We start from the raw sequence: 17,346 nt of genomic DNA, 5'->3' as shown, positions 1-17,346 counted from the left end.
ACAACGGAAAACGATAACAAGGGGCCCTTCCTAACTCAGCGGAGGGCGAAGGCGCGGATGACGGTCTGGGTGATGGAGTTGTCGGCGGTGTCGCGGGCGGTGGCTCGGATCGAGGCGAAGTGGGCGCCCTTCGGTGCCCGCAGGCTCGCCTTCCACTGACCGTCCCTCGACCGGTCCAGGGACTGACGCTGCCAGTGGGCGCCGTCGTCGTACGACACCTCCAGGCTGACCGATTCGATTTTGCCGCACTCGGCGGCGCCCGGCAGGTGCTCTGCCGCCACGGTCAGGTCGGTCTTCGCCTTCGCCACCCCGGCGGTGTCGGTGTCGACCGAGTAGCGGAGCTGGAGCAGCGGCAGCACCACCTGTTCCTCACCGGCTGGGGCCTTGGAGCGGAAGGTCCAGTCGGTTTCGGTGGTCGTCGAGTACGGGCCCGCGGTCGGATCCTGGCTGGTCCGTACGTTGAGCCGGTACGGCAGCGACTTCGGGCTCGGCGCGATGCCGGTGACCCGCGTTCCGCTGCCCTGCCCGATCTGGGTGCTGCCCTGGTAGAGGGTGTTCGTCTGGGTGGAGGCGTTCATCGTCATGCCGACGTGGTCGTCTCCACCGGCACCGGGGATGTCCAGGTTGAAGGTGTCTCCACTGCGGAACGGCGGCCTGAAGTTGTTGTTCAGGTACGGGCGTTCGATCGGGGTGAAGAACCGTTCGTCACTGGAGCTGCCGGGCTTGTAGCTGTCCCGGGTGTCGATCTGGTACGTGCCGGATTCGACGTACGCCTCCTGCCCCCACTGGTACGGCCCCTCGGTGGAGACCCAGTCGGTCCGTACCGGGGCCAGCGGCCGGTTGCTCGTCACCCCGATGCCCCAGTCGGAGTAGGCCGGCCAGTCGAACCGGAACTCGCCGCCCCGGGTGGCGCCGGCCGGGAAGGGGAAGCCGACGTCGATCCGGGCGAGGGTCCGGTCGGTTTCCCGCCGGGTCAGCTCGCTCGGAATCGTGTTGTGGTGGATCTGGACCAGGTCGTAGACGTAGTCGGCGGCCGGTTGGGAGGCGACGCTGAGTTTCGTCGTCCCGCGCCGGATCTGGTCGATCAGCGCCTGCCCCTCGTCCATGCTGAGCTGGGCCACCTCGATCGGGGTGGGGGTGAAGAAGTCCACCGAGTAGTCACGGACCTCCCGCCACGGGTGGTCGTTCACCACCAGCATCAGTTTCGCCCCGGCCGCGGTCGCGGCGGCGGCCTGGTCGGTGCCGCTCACGTTGTCGTTCTGGCGTACGACGACGACCTTGCCCCGGGCGTCGAGCCGGGTGTAGTCGGCGGTGCCGCCGTCACCCGCGTAGACCGCCGACAGGTTCCACTTCCCCTTCGGCAGTTGGGTGGTGCCGGACTGGCGTACCAGGTCGTCGAAGTCGGCCTTGGCGCTGGCGACGCTGAGCACCGGCTGTTCCTTGCGCCAGCGGGCATTGAGGTAGAAGTCGCCGTGGGTGACCTTGTCGCTGCTCGGTACGGCCCAGAAGCTGTCGTAGAAGACGCCCGCCTCGATGAACGAGCGCCAGTGGCCGCCGCCCATGGTGCGGTGGTAGTCGAGCCGGGCGTAGGTGTCGCCGGTCGGCCGTGGGACGGTCGACTGGATCTGGCGGACCTTGGACGCGTCCATGGTGACCGTGGTGTCGACCCGCAGGTCGATGTCGGGGTCGCCGAGCAGGGCCAGGCCGTTCGAGTTCGGTCCGTGGCTGCCGGGGATGTTGGCGAAGACCAGCGCCGAGTAGACGTCCTGCTGCAGCAGCAGTCTGAGTTCGCCGTCGTCACCGATGTTGACGAAGTCGGGTCCGAAGTTGCCGCTCCGGCCGAGTTCCACCAGGCCGGCCATGGGCTTGCCACTGCGGTCGGTGAGCCGCAGCGTCAGCCAGTGGTAGGGGGTGACGGTGCCGACGCCGATGGCGGTGCGGGCCAGCACGGTCCCGTTGCCGGTGGCGACGATCTGACCGGTGTGGTGGGCGCCGGTCGTGGCCCGGTCGGTGTTCAGGGTCAGGGTCACGGTGGCGGTGCCGTTCGCGGGCACGGTCACCCGGTTGGCGGAGAGGGCGAAGAGCCCGGTCGGCGCGGTCGCGGCGTCGAGCGCCAGGTCGAGCGTGATCGGTCGGGCGGTGGTGTTGGTGTAGGTCACCGGACGCTTGACCGGGCCGGGGGCCGCGGCGGACGCCAGGTTCGTGGTGCCCGACTTCCGGTCGTACGGCACCGCGGCGTACGCGGTGCCGGTGGCGACGATCGGTGCCCGTACGGCGGCGGCGACGTCGACCCGGCCGGTGCCGCCCTGGTAGGCGTCGTACGACGGGGTGGCCTTGGTCGTGCTGACCAGGGCGTCCTTGAGTTGCTGCCCGGTCCAACCGGGGTGTGCGGCGGCGAGCAGCGCGGCGGCCCCGGCGACGTGCGGGGTGGCCATCGAGGTGCCGTCCATCGACTGGTAGTAGCCCTCTTCGCCGGGTGCGTACTGCGAGTGTGCCGCGAGCACGGCGACGCCGGGGCCGGTCAGCTCGGGCTTGAGCGCCTCGTCGCCGAGGCGCGGTCCCTGGCTGGAGAAGGGGGCGAGTTCGTCGTTGCCGTCGACGGCGCCGACGGTCAGCGCGGCGTCGGCGGCGCCGGGTGCGCTGATCGCGGAGGGGGCGCCGGAGTTGCCGGCGGCGACGACGAAGAGCGCACCGGTTTCGGCGCTGAGCGTGTCGACGGCTCGGCTGAGCGGGTCGGAGCCGTCGCTGGGCTGGTCCGAGCCGAGGCTCATGTTGACGATTTTCGCGTCGGCGTCGCGTACGGCCCATTCCATACCGGCGAGGATCCACGAGTCGAGCCCGTAGCCCTGGTCGCTGAGGACCTTGCCGATGGCGAGACTGGCGCCGGGGGCGACGCCCTTCTCCCGTCCGTCGGAGGCGGCGCCGGTGCCGGCGATGGTCGAGGCGACGTGGGTGCCGTGTCCGATCCGGTCGACGATCTCCTCGTCCGGTACGAAGACGGCCGAGTCGGCGATCTGGTCGGTCAGGTCCGGGTGGTCGGCGTCGATGCCGGTGTCCAGCACGGCGACGCGTACGCCCTTGCCGGTGTCGCCGCCGGCCCAGACCTCGGGGGCGCCGATCTGTGCGGTGGTCTCGGCGAGGTCGGGGTGGACCCGCCCGTCGAGCCAGATCTTGTCGATGCCGGCGCCGAAGCTCGGGCCGGCGTCCGACGTGGATTTCGCGGTGGTGTGGTTCGCCGGGTTCGACGTGACCGAGGTCCAGAAGTCGGCGGCGCGGTCACGTTCGGTGCTGACCGCCGCGCCCTGGATGCTGCTGAGGGTTCGGGTCCGTACGGCTCCCGTCGGTGCGGCGTCGGCCCGCAGGCCCTGGGCCGCGTCCGTGTACGTGACGATGAGCGGCAGCCGGTCGAGGTGCGCGTCGTCGTAGCCGTCGGCGACCAGCGAGGTGATGTCGAAGAGCCGCTTGTCGAGGGTGTTGGCGGCGACGTACGGCAGGGCGGCCTGCGGGTACACGTAGAGGCTGTCGCCGGCTTCGACGATCCGCGCGTCGGCGGGGCCGCCGTCGGGGCGCCGTACCTGGACGGTGCCGCCCTGGGCGCCACTTTCCCTGGTGGTGACGACGTCACCGGTGATCAGGGTGATCGTGTGGGTGCCGGGAGGGGTGGCGAACGCCGTGGGGGTCGGTGTGCCGGTGGCAGGTTCGGGGGCGGGACCGGCTGCCGCCATGGCTGGCGACCCTCCGGCCACCGCCAGGAACGCGGAGATCACGGCGGTGAGGCCGATCCCCCGGGAACGTGGTGACATGGGTGGTTTCCTCAATCTTGGTTGTCCGGTGAACGCCCGGGAGATTACGCCTGCAAGATCATTTAGGGTAGGTCTGCCGGCTCGGTGTCAGGCCCCGACCCACCCGGAGGGGCTCGTCGGTGACCTGCGGCGATTCGCACCGGAACTCGCTGGGTGCCAGCCGTCGAGTGCGGCAGGATGTCGGCGTGATGTGGGTGAAGCGGGCACGTCGGGCAGCGACCGAACCGGAAGCGTCAGGCCCCGGGGCGGAACCGCCCGCCCGGGCGGGGCTCGACGAGGTGGCGGTCGCGGCGCGGGAGGCGACCAGCCTGAACGGGGAGGCGCTCGACCGGCTGATCGTTACGCTCGCCGCACTCGCCGAGAGCGGGGGCGGCCGGGAAACCGAGTGCGCGGCCCTCATGCTGCTCGGTGCCAAGCCCCGCATGCTCGCCCGGCTCGACGAGCACGTCCGACGTGGATGGCCTGACCTGCCGACCGTGACGACGGCTGTCACACGGCTGGCGACCCGGCTCGACGAGCCGTCGGCGGGACCGGTGCTGGCCGCCATCGCCAGCATGGACGGCGACGGACACGTACGCGAACGAGCCGTCGCGGCGATGCTCGACATGGAGTATCCGGAACTGACGCCGTTCCTCGTCCTGCGTACCGCCGACTGGGTCAAGCAGGTGCGCGACCCCGCTCGGGCCGGTCTGGCACTGCTGCTCGCGGAGAACGCCAACTCCTACCTACCGGCCGCGCTGCCGATGGCGCTGCTGCTCGGCGAACGGCTCCGTGGCGGGTTCGCACACGCCCAGGTGACGGCCGCGCTGCTCGCCGCCCCGGTCCACGTACGCATGCGCCTGGCCGGTTCCGCCGACGTCCGGACCCGCCGTTTCACGTACGGGGTCAGCCGGGCCCAGAGCTGGCTGAGCGTCGACGACCTGGTGGCTACCGCCGAGTCCGACGTCGACGGGTGGATCCGGGCCAGCGCGGCCGAAGCCGCCTGCCGCGAGGCGGTCTGGAGCCGCCGGTTGCCGATCCTGCACCGGCTGAGTCGCAGCCCTCGGTCCGAGGTGCGGGTGCTCGCCCTGACCGGTCTGGTCCGGACCGGCGCCGACGAGGAGGTGACGCACCACCTCACCGACCCCGCGCCACTGGTACGGGCGGTCGCGCGGGACGCCGCCCGCCGTACCGGGCTCGACGCGCTGGAACGGTACCGGTCGGCGGTAGGCGAGCCGGTCCCCTCGGCCGGTGCGATCGCCGGACTCGTCGAGACCGGCTCGGGCGCGGACGTGCCGCTGCTCCGCCGGCTGCTGACCCACCCGACACCCCGGGTCCGGGCCGAGGCGGTGAGGGGACTGCGGCTACTAGCCGAGGTCGACCCCGAAGAGCTCATTCCGTTGCTGCGCGACCCGGCTCCGGCAGTCGTACGGGAAACCACCCTCTCCCTACGAGCAGGGGCGACGCTCAGGGGTGCCGGTCGGGGTCGCCGGGCGAGGTGACGCCCCGGTTGACCCGCATCCGGCTGCGCCGGCCCGGACGTACGCCCCATGCCATGTCCAGGGTCAGGACGAGTCCGAGCAGCACCCACCAACCGCTCCCCTCACCCCGCAGCCAACTCGCCGCGAAGAAGACCGTCATCGGTACGAACACCAGCAACGTCAGGCCGCTGAGCAGGCGCTGCCACATCGGGCGGGCGTGGTACAGATCCTCCGGTGGTGACTTCATCCGGTGCTCCCGGACAGAGTGGATCACGGCACCGGCGAGACTCAGCCGCTCGGTCCGGATCGCGCCCGGCACCGACCCGGCCCACTCGGCCAACTCCCCGGCGGTACGCCCGACCATCTCGACCGGCAGGTCGAGCAGCTCTCCCAACTCGACGAGCGCCTGCTTCGGCGGCAGATCCGTACGGCGCAGCAACCCGATCACGGTCAACGCCTGCTCCGCCACGCCGAACTGTTCGGCCAACTGCCGGCCCGCCCGCGCGGTCCCCTCCGGGGTGACCGGGGCGTCACCGCCCCACTCGTGCGCCCCCACCACCCGCTTGCGCCGGGTCAGCATGAAGCCGGCGGTCCGCTCCGACCACCAGTAGGTGATCGTGGGCCAGCGCCGGTCGGCGAGCACCTCGGCCGCGACCGTCAGGTTGGCCCGTGGACCCCGCCCGTCCCAGAGGTGCAGGCTGCGCAGTCCGTCGACCGGCACCGTCCACGCGGACTGCCGGGTCAGCGGTGCCTCGGCCGCGGCGACCACCGCCGGGGCGTACACCAGGACCACGCCGGCCTCCGGTCCGCCCGCCGGCCGGGCGACCACGACGGCACCGTCGGACCCGGCCGGGGTCAGCAGTTCCAGCGGCATTCCCAGGCAACGGCAGACGTCGGCGAGCCGGGCCGGGCGGTCGTAGGCCGGGGACGGGCTGCTCAGCGCCCGGTGCAACAGCCCGGTGCCGTCGGGCAGCCCGAAGAGGGTGACCGCTGACGCCGCGTCCGCCTCGGTGCAACCGGCGTCGAGTGGTCCGACCGCGACCCCGTCCGGCCCACAGGCGGTGAGCCGCAACCCGCCGTCGTCCACTGTGATCAGACATGCCGGCACCCGGGCGGCGACGCTGATCCCGGCGGGTTCCGGCGCGGCCACGTCATCGGCGCCGGCAGTGGATGTGGTGAGCCGGGTCCAGCCGTCGGCCTCGTGCCACATCCGGTCCGGCGCGGCGGCGCCCAGGGTCCGCAACCGGTGGCTGGTGGCGCGGACCGCGAGGATCGTCTCGGACGTCCCGGAATCCGTTGCCGGTCCGGTCATGTCAGGACCGGGCCAGCAGGCGGCCGAGAAGCCCGTACGACGACCCGTCGACCCGCTCCGCCTCGTAGAGTCCGGGTTCGTCGCCGACGAGCAGGGAGCGCCCCACCGCCACGTCCGGCAGGTCGAACACCCGGCACACCTGACGCAACAGGTCCGCCATCAGCGGCTGTGGGCGTCCCGGCACCGGATCGTTGCGGATCAGGGCCAGGTCGGCCCCCCGGTCCGGCTCGCCGTAGCCGGCGGCGATCTCCGCGCAGTAGGCGTCCCACGCCTTGCGGTCGGAGAGGTATTCGGCCGGGTCCTCCGACGGTTGCCAGTCAGCCGCCCACTGTAGGCTCTGCGGGCCCGAGCCGGTCGTCAGCATCATCGCCTCGGCCAGCGACTCGTTCGCCAGCAGCATCCAGGCCGGTACGGCGGTCCGCCGGACGAGTTCGGCCGCCGGTCTGGCCAGCCGGCGGCTGCTGGATCTGCTCCCGGGCGGGGGGTCGAAGAGCACTATCGTGCCGAGCGGGTCGGGTGCCACGAACCCGCCGACCCGACCCGCGCGTACCGCCTCGCATACCCGCTCGGGTGGCGCCTTTGTCACGACCGCGTACGTCCCCACCGCCGGTCTCCCGTCATCGGTCCTGGCTGCGGAAACTACCCGAGCGTCGTGGATCGGTCTACGGGTGTCCGCGCCGCGCGAGATGACCGCCATGAATTGATCATCAAGGTCACGCCCACCCCACCGTCGTACGCACTCCCGGTCGGCCCACGTTCACACTGCTGACGAGCCAGACAAAGGCGGTACGTCACCGCCCCGGCCCCGATGATCGGCACACATCGACGGAGTTGCGTACAAGAAGAAATATCCGATCTGGCGGAGCAGTGCACCCGCCTCCGTGGCCTTCATCAGTTAATGACAAACCACTTGACGAACCGCCACTCGGTGCTCCGCCGCCGGGCCCGGGAACTTACTCGCTTCATGGTGAACCGGTTGGCTACAGTCCCACGCGGACCAACGAGGGGGGAACCGTGGAACGTACCGGGGTCTCCGGCGGACAACGCACCGGACAGGTGCTCATCTTCGACGCCGACGACACGCTCTGGGAGAACAACATCCTGTTCGAGCGGGTGATCGACGACTTCCTCGAATGGGTGGCCCACCCGACCCTGGACCGTGCCGAGATCCGCGCGATCCTCGACGACATCGAACGGGCGAACGTGGTCACGCACGGGTACGGCAGCGCGATCTTCCTGCACAGTCTCGCGGAATGCCTGTCCCGGCTCCGTGAGCGCCCAGCCACCGAGGCGGAGCGGCGGCGGATCGAGGAACTGGCGGTGGCGCTGGTGGAACGTCGGGTGGAACTGGTGCCCGGGGTCGCCGACACCCTCGCCGAACTGGGCCGGCGGCACCACCTGTTGCTGCTGACCAAGGGCGACGTCGACGAACAGCAGCGCAAAATCGACGCTTCCGGTCTGGGGCACCACTTCCGCGGCACGCACATCGTGCCGGAGAAGAACGTCGAGGTCTACCGGAGGCTGGCGATCGAACAGCGGCTGGACCTGAACGCCACCTGGATGATCGGCAACTCCCCCAAGTCGGACATCCTCCCCGCCCGTGCGGCGGGCCTGAACGCGGTCTACATCCCGGACCCGCACCCCTGGGCGTTGGATCACGCCGAGATCGACCCCGACGACGACCGGGTGCTGACCCTCACCTCCTTCCCGGACCTCCTGCACCACTTCTGAGCCGCTCCCACGAAAGGAAGGGCCCCTTGTTAACGCTATGCGTTAACAAGGGGCCCTTCCTTTCACATCAGCGGAGGGCGGCGCGGGCGGCCACGGCGGTGTCCGCGTGGTCGCTGAACACACCGTCGAGGCCGAGGCCAAAGAAGAGTTCGTACTCGGCCGTGATGTCACCACGGGCGTTCGGGTCGGTGCCGATCCGGAAGTCGACCGGAAGGAACTGGTTCTCCGCCGGAAGGTCCAGGCGTGCACGTCGAGCCCGACCCGGTGGGCGTCACGTACGACGGTGGTCGGGGCGAGCAGCTTGCCGCTGGCGTCCCGGGGCACGAGCAGGTTCTTGGTGGTGCCGATCCCGTCCGCGTACGTGCTGATCCACTTCAGGTTCTCCGGCTTGACCAGATCCTGGTAGGTACGCGCGTCCCCGGCGACGGTGAAGTCGTACGGCCGCCCGGTGCCGTCGAGGAGCTGGATCAGCCGTACGTCGGTCATCTTGCTCAGCTTGCGCAGGTTCGCGGTCTCGAAGGACTGCAGGAACACCGCGTCCTTGCGGCTGTTCAGGCCGTTGCGGTGGAGCACCCGGACCAGCGGCTCCTCCAGGGCCAGCCCGATCGACTGGAAGTAGGTGGGGTGCTTGGTCTCCGGGTAGATGCCGATCGTCCGGCCCAGCCGACGGCTCTCCGCCGCCGCCAGATCGATGACCTCCTGAAGGGTCGGGATCTCCAGGGTGCCGTCGAACGCGGTGTTGGTCGGGCGGACCAGCGGCAGCCGTTCCTTGGCCCGCAGCGTCTTCAGCTCGGCCAGGGTGAAGTCCTCGGTGAACCAGCCGGTCACCGCCACCCCGTCGATGGATTTGGTGGCCTTGCGGCCGGCGAACTCCGGGTGGTCGGCGACGTCGGTGGTGCCGGAGATCTCGTTCTCGTGCCGGGCGACCAGCACCCCGTCCCGGGTCGGGACCAGGTCCGGCTCGATGTAGTCGGCGCCCATCCGGATCGCCAACCGGTACGACTCCAGGGTGTGTTCGGGCCGGTAACCGCTGGCGCCCCGGTGCGCGATCACCAGTGGCTTGGCCGCCCCACGCGGCTTGTCCGCGTGCCGCTCGTCCGACTCGTCGCTGTCGCGGGCGGCGAACGACGAGGTGGGGATCGCCACCACCGCCGCCAGCAGGACGCCGGCCAGGCCGAGAATGGAAAGGGTACGTCGCACCGCTGATCTCCTGACGTCTTCGGGGTGGGCCCCCGATCCAACCGTCGACGGGCGACGGTCAGGCGGTCAGCGGTTGACCAAGAGATGAATAACTATCCGCCCTCGCCGGGACAGGTGCTCAGGCGGTGGCGAGGAGCTGGTCGACCGGGGCGAACTCGTCGGTGAGGACCAGCGCGTCGTCGATGAACTGGTCCAGGGCCGCCCCGTCGAGCACGGTGACCGATCCCTCGTTCTCGCCCAGCCGTTGGCGCAACGCCTCCAGCGGCAACGGGGTGTCGGCGGCGACGATGAGGAAGTTCGCCCCCTGCGCGCCGCTGATCGCGGCCGGCGGCGCGACCAGCGCGAGGTGGCCGAACTCGGCCCTGACGGTGGCGAGTTCGGCGCGGATGAAGCGCAGCGGCGGATAGTCGATCACGTTCTGGACGTAGAGGCCACCGGGGCGGACCACCCGCCGGATGTCGGCCGCCATCTCCCGGGTCGCCAGGTGCCAGGGGACCACGAGGTGTCCGAACGCGTCACCGACCACCAGGTCGGCGCTGTCGTCCGGCAGATCGCCGACGAGCATCCGGGCGTCGCCGACCACCGGCCGCAGCTCCGGGCCGGGCTTCACGCCCAGCTCCCGCCGCCCCAGCTCGACCAGCTCACCGTCGATCTCGAAGACGGTGTTGACCGTGCCGGGCCGGGTGGCGCTCAGGTAGGTGGGGATGGTGAAGCCGCCGCCGCCGAGGTGCACCGCGTCCAGCCGCTGCCCGGCCGGGGCGGCCACGTCCGCGACCGCGCCGATCCACTGGGTGTACTCGAACTCCAGGTGGGTGGGGTCGGCCAGGTCGACGTAGGAATGCCAGGCCGAGTTGAGTACGAGCAGCCGCCCGTCCGGGTTCTCCGCGTCGACCTCGACCCGGGCGCAGTGGTACGCGGTCTCCACGTCGCAGGGGTTCGGTGCGACCGTGGCCAGCCCCGCCGCGACGAGTCCGAGCAGCGCCACCGCAGCCTTGACTCCGGGCCGCCCCGGCACCGAGGTCCGCTCCTGCCGCCACAGGTAGTAGCCGAGCCAGAGCCCGGTGAGCCCGAGCAGCAGCGCGAGCCCGACCATGATGACGGTGCTCGGCAGGGCGGCGACCAGCACGAAGCCGGTGCCGAGGGTGGCGGTGATGCCGCCGAGGGTGCCGATGCTGGAGAGCCGGCCGACCACCTGACCGGTCCGGTTCAGGTCACTGAGCTGGAGTTTGACCACCAGCGGGGTGACCGCGGCGAGCAGGGCGGCCGGCAGGAAGACGGCCAGCGCGGTGAGCAGCAGGATGCCGGCGGTGGCACCACCACGGAGCACCTCACCGGCGTACCGGACCACCGGCAGGGTGATCGCGGTGGTGATGCCGGCGAGCACGAGAGCCGGGGCGAGCAGCGTACGGGGGTCGCGGCGGTCGGCGAGCCAGCCGCCGAGCCAGGCGCCGTACGCGATCGCGCCGAGCGCCACCCCGATCACCGAGCTGGTGACCTGGAGGGTGACGCCGAGGTACGGGCCGACCAGGCGCAGTGACACGGTCTCCAGCACGAGCACCGCGCCGCTGGCGAGGAAGACCAGTGTGGAGGCGAGCCCGTTCGGCAGCGCGCGCCGCTGCACCGGTTCGATCACGGTCGCCGGCTGCACGGAGTCTTTCGTGGCTCCCGGCACCGTCGTGGGTGAAGTGTCCATCGGTGGGATGGTACGCAGCCCGGGGCCGGCTGGGTGCTAAACCATCGAGAGATGAACATGGTTCGTGTGGTCGCCGGCCGGGCTGCCGCCCCCGTTGTACGACCGCCAACCGGTGCCCGGCATCCAGATCTGCCGGTACCAGATCACGTAGAGCACACCGAGCGAGCCGGCGTTCTTGACGTAGTAGGCGGCGAGGTTGTTGCCGTACGTGCGGTCGCCGCCGGTGGCGTCGGCGTCCTTGAAGCCGTCGGTGGCGGAGGAGAAGTCGCAGGCCCGGCCCTTGGGGTGTTCGCCGCCGCCGCTGGGGCGGTGACAGGAGACGTGCCGTTTGAAGCCGGCCGCCTGGGCCTGCTTCATCGCGTGCAGGGTGCGCGGGGTGATGCAGCCGCCGGTGGTCGGGTCGTCGACGTTGCAGGACTCCTTCGGCCAGGAGCCGTCGGAGTTCTTCGGTGCCGGCTTGGCCGACGCCGAGTTGGCGCTGACGAAGCCCGCGGCCGTTGTGCCGCCGACCGCGGCGAGGGCCCGCTCGGCGTCCTGTTTGCGCTTGGCGATGACGGCGAGCTGCTTCTGCTGCTCGCGTACCTCGTTGTCGATCGCGGCCTTGGCCCGGCTGGCTTCCTCCCGGGCCTCGGCGAGCGCCCGCAGTTGCTTGTCGTCGCGCTGGGCCATCACTTCCAGGCCGGCGGCCCGGTCCAGGAATGCCTCGGGCGAGGCACTGTTGAGCAGGGTGGCGACGGCGCTCAGCCGGCCGTGCCGGTACGACTGGACCGCGACCTCGGCGACGACTGCGTTCAGTTCGGTCAACCGGGTTTCGATCTTGGCGAGTTCCTCGGTGAGCGCGCCCTGCCGCTTGACCGAGTTGTCGAGTTTGGCCTTCGCCTCGATGTGTCCCTTGGAGACGGCCTCCAGGGTGTCCCGCAGCGCCTTGCTGCCCCCTTCCTCGCCGGGGCCGGCCGGGGCGAGCGCGAGCGGTCCGAAGCCGAGGGTCCGGACAGCCGGAGCCGCGGCGGCCGGCGTCCCGGTGGCGACCACTACGGCGGCGAGCAGTGCCGCGAGTGTTCCCGACGCGCGGCGTCGGATACTGGCCGTCCTGCGAGGCACGAAAGCCGTTCCTTCCGTCGGCCGCCTACCCCCCGTTACGTGGTAGCTGTTCGGCGGCGGCCACCGCCGGCGCCGGATGCGGCGCCTCCGGGCGGGAGACCGGGGGTCACACTACCGGACCAGGCGGGCGCTGTCGGCCCTGCACGCCTACCACATCGCAGCGGTGCACGCGGGCGAAACAAGTCATTCACTCTTGGTAATGATGATCACAATGGGGCGTCCCGGCCGACCTCGGGCAGCAGGGTGTCGCGCACCCGGTGCCAGGTCCGCTCGTCGGCGGCGACCAGCAGCCCGGCCCGGTCGTCGGCCGGGTGGTACGGCGTCCCGTCGAGCCGTCGGGCCACCCCACCCGCCTCGGTCAGCAGCAGCACCCCGGGCGCGTGGTCCCAGGGCAGGGTCCGCCAGAAGAGGGCGAACCGCTGCCTCCCGGCGACGATGTCGGCGTACTCCCGGCCGGCGCAGTGCTGACCGGGAAGGATCTCGCCGAGCCGGTCCGCGCCGGCCAGGACCGACTCCCGCAGATCCGGCGGAAGGAAACGGGTCATCACCGCGCCACGCAGGACCGCCGCCGACCCGGCGTCCGCCGTCCGCACCGCCACCCCGTCGCGGTACGTCCCACGGCCCGCCTCCGCCGTCAGCAGGACGTCCGAGATCGGGTCGAGAATCCAGCTCGCCCGGATCGCCCCGCTCTCCAGCAGTGCCACCATCACCGCGAACGGTTCCCGACCGGCGGCGAAGTTGGCGGTCCCGTCGACCGGGTCGACCAGCCACACCGGTGCCGTACCGCCGAGGAGGTCCAGCAACGAGGGATCGGCGGCGACCCCCTCCTCACCCACCACCACCGAACCTGGCAGCAGCGGGCGCAGCCCGTCGGCGAGGATCTGCTCGGCCCGCCGGTCGGCCACGGTGACCAGCTCACCCGGGGCCTTCTCGGTCACGTCGGAGCGTTCCAGGTGGCCGAAGAGCGGCAGGATGGCAGTGGCGGCGGCGGTTCGGATCAACGACCCCACTTCGTCGATCATCGCGTCAGCCCCTCGGCGGAAGTTTCACCACACTGACGAAGAACTCGTCGATCTGGCGGACCACAGTGATGAACCGGTCGAAGTCGACCGGCTTGGTCACGTACGCGTTCGCGTGCAGTTGGTAACTACGCAGGATGTCCTCGTCCGCCTGCGAGGTGGTCAGCACCACCACCGGGATCCGGCAGAGCTGCTCGTCGTTCTTGATCTCGGCGAGCACCTCACGACCGTCACGCCGGGGCAGGTTGAGGTCGAGCAGGATCAGGTCCGGCAGCGTGATGTCCGCGTACTGGCCCTCGCGGCGCAGGTACGCCAGCGCCTCCGCGCCGTCCGAGACGACGGTCAGCCGATTGCGGAGCTTGTGCTCCTCGAACGCCTCCTGGGTCATGAGTACGTCCCCGGGATCGTCCTCGACCAGGAGTACCTCGATCGGGCTCTTGCCGTCCGGCGGTGCCGTCATGCCACGCTCTCCTTCATTCCTCCGGTCTGCGGTCCGCCCGGCCCGTCAACCGCGGGATCGTCCGGCTCACCTGAATCATCGTCGGTCCGGCCCGGCCGGCCCTCCGGATCCCGAGTCTGCCCCGAAGGTGACCCGTCCGGACCACCGGACTGCCCGGGTACGGCCGACGCGGCCAGCTCCGGCAGGTCCGCCGCAACGCCGACCGGCAGGGTGAACCGGATCGCCGTACCCTCGGTGACGTCGAGGTCGACCCAGATCCGGCCGCCGTGGTACTCGACGATCTTCTTCACGATCGCCAGCCCGATCCCGGTGCCCGGGTAGGCGTCCTTCGAGTGCAGCCGCTGGAAGATCACGAAAATCTTGTCGACGAACTCCGGCTCGATCCCGATGCCGTTGTCCTCGCAGCTGATCTCCCACTCACCGTCGACCCGCCGCGCCGTGATCCGGATCCGTGGCGGTACGTCCGGCCGACGGAACTTCAGCGAGTTGCTGACCAGGTTGACCAGCAGGTTGGTCAGCAACGCCTCCTCGCCCTGTACGGTCGGCAGCCCGGACCAGGTCAGCTCGCCACCGGCGTACTCCCGGGCGGCCTCGGTCTGCGCGGCGACATCGCTCATCACCTGGTTCAGGTCCACCTCGGTGAAGCCGGTGGTGAGCCGCCCGATCCGGGAGAACGCGAGCAGGTCGTTGATCAGCCGCTGCATCCGCTGCGCACCGTCGACCGCGAACGCGATGTACTGGTCGGCGCGTTCGTCGAGCTGGCCGGCGTACCGGCGTTGCAACAACTGGCAGAAGCTCGCCACCTTACGCAGCGGCTCCTGGAGGTCGTGCGAGGCGACGTACGCGAACTGTTCCAGGTCCCGGTTGGAACGGACCAGCTCCTCGGCCTGCTTCTGGAGCTGGCTGTTGACCCACTCGATCCGGGTCCGCGCCTCGCGTACCTCGGCCAGGTCCGCGGCAATCCGCTGGCGCATCGCGTCCACGTCCCCGGCGAGCTGGGCCAGCTCCGGTGGCCCGGTCCTGGTGATCTCCCGCTGGTACTCACCCCGGGAGACCTTGCGTACCTGCTCGGCCAGGGCTGTCACCGGCCCGATCACCACCCGGTTGAGCGAGATCAGCAGGGCCACGCCGGCGAGGATCACCACGGCCGCGGCGAGGATCAACAGCAGGACCAGGGTGTTGCCGGTGCTCCGGGCCTTGTTGGCGACCTCGTTGCGCAGGTCGAGGACCAGGTCCTGCAACCGGTCGGTCGAAGCCCGCAGTTCGTCGAACTGCTTCCGCCCCTGTTCGTCGACGAGCGCCTGACCGGCGCCCGGGCCACTGCTGGCGGTCGCGTTGATGATCGGCACGGCCACGTCGGCACGCCACTGGGCGGCCTGGTCGCGGACGAGGTGCAGTTGTCGGCGGATCACCGGCTGGTCTTCGAGGAGCGAGTCCATCCGGCCGATCAGGATCCCCTCCTGCGCCAGCCCGTCGTTGTACGGCCCCAGGTCCGCGCGGTCGCCGCTGACCGCGTAGCCGCGTACGGCCGTCTGCTGGTTGACCAGCGCGGTCGGCAACGACTCTGCGTCGGTGCGCAGCGGGCCGGTCTTGGTCAGCAGTGTGTCCAGGTGGCCTCGGTTCGCGTTGGCGACCAGCGCCTCACCGACGGCGAGCAGGCCCAGCACGGCGCCGACCACCACGCAGAGCGCGGTCACCCGGCGGTGCAGACTCCAGCCGAACTGGCGCCGGGCCGCCCGCGAAGCCGACTTCCGCTCCTGACCCGGGACCAGCGCTCCCGTGGTCGACTTCTGATCCATCACCGACCACCGCCCCGGCTCACCAGCAGCATCGCCACGTCGTCGGCGAGCGGGCCGCCGTTGAGTTCCTCCGCCCGGCTGACCAGCCAGCCGGGCAGTTCGGCCAGGGGTACGACACCGGCCCGAGGGTCGGTGACCAGATCACCAAGCCCCGGTACGTCGAGCCGGTCCGTGCCCTCGCCGACCCGCCCCTCGATCAGTCCGTCGGTGTAGAGCAGCAAAGACCAGTCCTCGGTGTCGAAGGTCAGATCGAACGCGACCGGCGGCCGGGGACGTACGCCCAGCACCAACCCGCCCGTGGCCGGTACGGGAACGGCCCGTCCATCCGCCAGCAGCAGCGGCGGCGGGTGGCCGGCGAGCCGGAAGGTGGCCCGGTTCGCGGCCAGGTCGAGTCGGACGGTGGCCACCGTCGCGAAGATCTCCCGCGCCCGGCGCTCGCTCATCAGCACCTGCTCCAGGGCCGGCAGCACCTCGTCGTCGGGGACCCGGGCGAGCACCAGGGCCCGCCAGGCGACCCGCAACTCGACCCCGAGCGCCGCCTCGTCCACCCCGTGCCCGCAGACGTCACCGATGATCAGGTCGACCCGGTCGGGGGTGGTCTGCACCACGTCGTAGAAGTCGCCGCCGATCAGCGCCGCGTGCCGGCCGGGACGGTAGAACGTGTGCACGGCCACCTGGTCGGTGTCCATCAGCGGCTGCGGCAGCAGGCCACGCTCCAGACGGGCCGACTCGGCCTGGCGCAGCTCGATCTCGCGCAGCCGGCGGGCGTTCTCGTCCGCCCGCTTGCGCTCCACCGCATAGCGCAGCGCGCGGGTCAGGAGCACCCCGTCGACCTGGCCCTTGACCAGGTAGTCCTGGGCGCCTTCGGCGACCGCGTCGACACCGAGCCGTTCATCCTGCCGGCCGGTGAGCACACAGACCGCCGCACCGGTGGACATGGCGAGGACCTGACGCAGCCCGTCCAGCCCTTCGGCGTCGGGCAAACCGAGGTCGAGCAGTACGCAGTCGACCCCCGCGATCTGCTGCCGGGCCTGGTTGAGGCTGGTCGCCACCAGCAGGTCGATCGCCGACCGGGTCTCGGCGAGCAGCTCGCCGACCAGGAAGGCGTCGCCCTCGTCGTCCTCGACCAGCAGGACCCGCAGCCGCTCGCCGACGGGCAGGTTGGGGTGCCGGCTGAGCCCGCCGTGCGGGTAGGCCCGCTGCGGCACGACAGAGGAGCCGGTCACGCCGGCGCCCCGTAACGCCGCCCCCCGGCCGGGAGTTGGGGCTCTTCGATGCTGATTTCCCGCTCCTTCGCGATCAACCTGCTGATCCTGTACCACCCAACGCTGCCACACAACACGGGGAACGCGGTGACCCGCGCCGATACGCCGATCACCCGACGAACCCGCCGGGCGCACTCCCACCGGTGGCCATCCGCTCGGCTCGGGCGGCGATCACCTCGCCGAGCACCCCGTGCAGTCGACCGCAGTCGACGCAGTGCAGATTGTCGTCCAGCCGCCGGCCGCCACACTGCGCGCAGCGGCCCCGGTCGCCCGGGTCGCGGTAGCCGGTGAGTGCCCCGGCGATCGCCCGGACCAGGTGCGGGGTGAGCGGGAAGCTCTCGGTGGCGTGCCGGTGCCGGACCTCGATCAGGCCTACCGGGGAGGCCGACGGGTCTGGGTCGTAGGGCGCCACCCGGTCGACGAACTCCCTGAGGAGGTCGATCGGATCAGGCTCGGGGACCACGGTCATGGCCACAACGCTATGCGACAACCGGGGCCGTTCG

General features: G+C 71.0%; 12 protein-coding genes and 1 pseudogene. 2 read left to right on the top strand and 11 right to left on the bottom strand.

Features of this window, described 5'->3' with window-relative positions; translation table 11 throughout:
* Positions 1–35 precede the first annotated feature (35 nt).
* Entirely contained in the window at positions 36–3,803 is a 3,768-nt protein-coding gene (locus BDK92_RS21550) for a S8 family serine peptidase (RefSeq protein WP_170208649.1), read from the bottom strand.
* A 185-nt stretch (positions 3,804–3,988) separates the two neighbouring features.
* Between BDK92_RS21550 and BDK92_RS21545 the strand changes: the two genes are divergently transcribed.
* Entirely contained in the window at positions 3,989–5,284 is a 1,296-nt protein-coding gene (locus tag BDK92_RS21545) for a hypothetical protein (RefSeq protein ID WP_147457082.1), read from the top strand.
* Here BDK92_RS21545 and BDK92_RS21540 read toward each other — a convergent pair.
* Both BDK92_RS21540 and BDK92_RS21535 read right to left on the bottom strand, forming a co-directional pair.
* On the bottom strand, positions 5,250–6,575 hold the full coding sequence (locus tag BDK92_RS21540; protein WP_121158341.1) for a hypothetical protein: 1,326 nt from the start codon (positions 6,573–6,575) through the stop codon (positions 5,250–5,252). The two genes, BDK92_RS21545 and BDK92_RS21540, sit on opposite strands and share 35 nt — an antisense overlap.
* A gap of 1 nt (position 6,576) precedes the next feature.
* Complete coding sequence (locus tag BDK92_RS21535; RefSeq protein WP_121158340.1) at positions 6,577–7,179, bottom strand: hypothetical protein; 603 nt, start codon at positions 7,177–7,179, stop codon at positions 6,577–6,579.
* A 452-nt stretch (positions 7,180–7,631) separates the two neighbouring features.
* Here BDK92_RS21535 and BDK92_RS21530 point away from each other — a divergent pair, with 452 nt between their 5' ends.
* Positions 7,632–8,306 carry an HAD family hydrolase gene (locus BDK92_RS21530; protein WP_121162458.1) on the top strand — a complete coding sequence of 225 codons (675 nt, stop codon included), beginning with the start codon at positions 7,632–7,634 and terminating at the stop codon, positions 8,304–8,306.
* A 67-nt stretch (positions 8,307–8,373) separates the two neighbouring features.
* Here BDK92_RS21530 and BDK92_RS21525 read toward each other — a convergent pair.
* The 8 genes and pseudogenes from BDK92_RS21525 to BDK92_RS21490 all read right to left on the bottom strand — a co-directional run bounded on the left by BDK92_RS21525 (position 8,374) and on the right by BDK92_RS21490 (position 17,312).
* Positions 8,374–9,506, bottom strand: a pseudogene (locus BDK92_RS21525) (glycerophosphodiester phosphodiesterase).
* A gap of 118 nt (positions 9,507–9,624) precedes the next feature.
* A complete protein-coding gene (locus BDK92_RS21520; RefSeq protein WP_121158339.1) occupies positions 9,625–11,199 on the bottom strand; it encodes a fused MFS/spermidine synthase in 1,575 nt (524 codons plus the stop codon).
* A 36-nt stretch (positions 11,200–11,235) separates the two neighbouring features.
* Positions 11,236–12,279: a coiled-coil domain-containing protein gene (locus BDK92_RS21515; protein WP_484199192.1), complete on the bottom strand. Its 1,044-nt coding sequence runs from the start codon at positions 12,277–12,279 to the stop codon at positions 11,236–11,238.
* 227 nt (positions 12,280–12,506) lie between these two features.
* Positions 12,507–13,322, bottom strand: a complete 816-nt coding sequence (locus BDK92_RS21510; protein ID WP_121158337.1) for an inositol monophosphatase family protein — start codon at positions 13,320–13,322, stop codon at positions 12,507–12,509.
* Positions 13,323–13,326: 4 nt separating this feature from the next.
* Positions 13,327–13,779, bottom strand: coding sequence for a response regulator (locus tag BDK92_RS21505; RefSeq protein ID WP_121158336.1), 453 nt, complete (start codon positions 13,777–13,779; stop codon positions 13,327–13,329).
* Entirely contained in the window at positions 13,776–15,578 is a 1,803-nt protein-coding gene (locus tag BDK92_RS21500) for a sensor histidine kinase (RefSeq protein ID WP_121158335.1), read from the bottom strand. The genes BDK92_RS21505 and BDK92_RS21500 overlap by 4 nt, the downstream gene beginning before the upstream one ends.
* A complete protein-coding gene (locus BDK92_RS21495) occupies positions 15,578–16,786 on the bottom strand; it encodes a PP2C family protein-serine/threonine phosphatase (protein ID WP_121162457.1) in 1,209 nt (402 codons plus the stop codon). Before BDK92_RS21495 ends, BDK92_RS21500 begins: the two co-directional genes overlap by 1 nt.
* A 166-nt stretch (positions 16,787–16,952) precedes the next feature.
* Positions 16,953–17,312, bottom strand: coding sequence for a hypothetical protein (locus BDK92_RS21490; RefSeq protein WP_121158334.1), 360 nt, complete (start codon positions 17,310–17,312; stop codon positions 16,953–16,955).
* Between the last annotated feature and the right edge of the window lie 34 nt (positions 17,313–17,346).

Source organism: Micromonospora pisi (assembly GCF_003633685.1).
Lineage (GTDB): Bacteria > Actinomycetota > Actinomycetes > Mycobacteriales > Micromonosporaceae > Micromonospora_G > Micromonospora_G pisi.
Note: the sequence above shows the minus strand (reverse complement) of the source record. Positions and strands in the feature narration are given on the sequence as shown.

Bases quoted from the DNA above. Each gene is read 5' to 3' on its own strand.
- BDK92_RS21550 (WP_170208649.1), bottom strand. From the start codon at position 3,803: ATGTCACCACGTTCCCGGGGGATCGGCCTCACCGCCGTGATCTCCGCG.
- BDK92_RS21540 (WP_121158341.1), bottom strand. From the start codon at position 6,575: ATGACCGGACCGGCAACGGATTCCGGGACGTCCGAGACGATCCTCGCG.
- BDK92_RS21520 (WP_121158339.1), bottom strand. From the start codon at position 11,199: ATGGACACTTCACCCACGACGGTGCCGGGAGCCACGAAAGACTCCGTG.
- BDK92_RS21510 (WP_121158337.1), bottom strand. From the start codon at position 13,322: ATGATCGACGAAGTGGGGTCGTTGATCCGAACCGCCGCCGCCACTGCC.
- BDK92_RS21505 (WP_121158336.1), bottom strand. From the start codon at position 13,779: ATGACGGCACCGCCGGACGGCAAGAGCCCGATCGAGGTACTCCTGGTC.
- BDK92_RS21500 (WP_121158335.1), bottom strand. From the start codon at position 15,578: ATGGATCAGAAGTCGACCACGGGAGCGCTGGTCCCGGGTCAGGAGCGG.
- BDK92_RS21490 (WP_121158334.1), bottom strand. From the start codon at position 17,312: ATGACCGTGGTCCCCGAGCCTGATCCGATCGACCTCCTCAGGGAGTTC.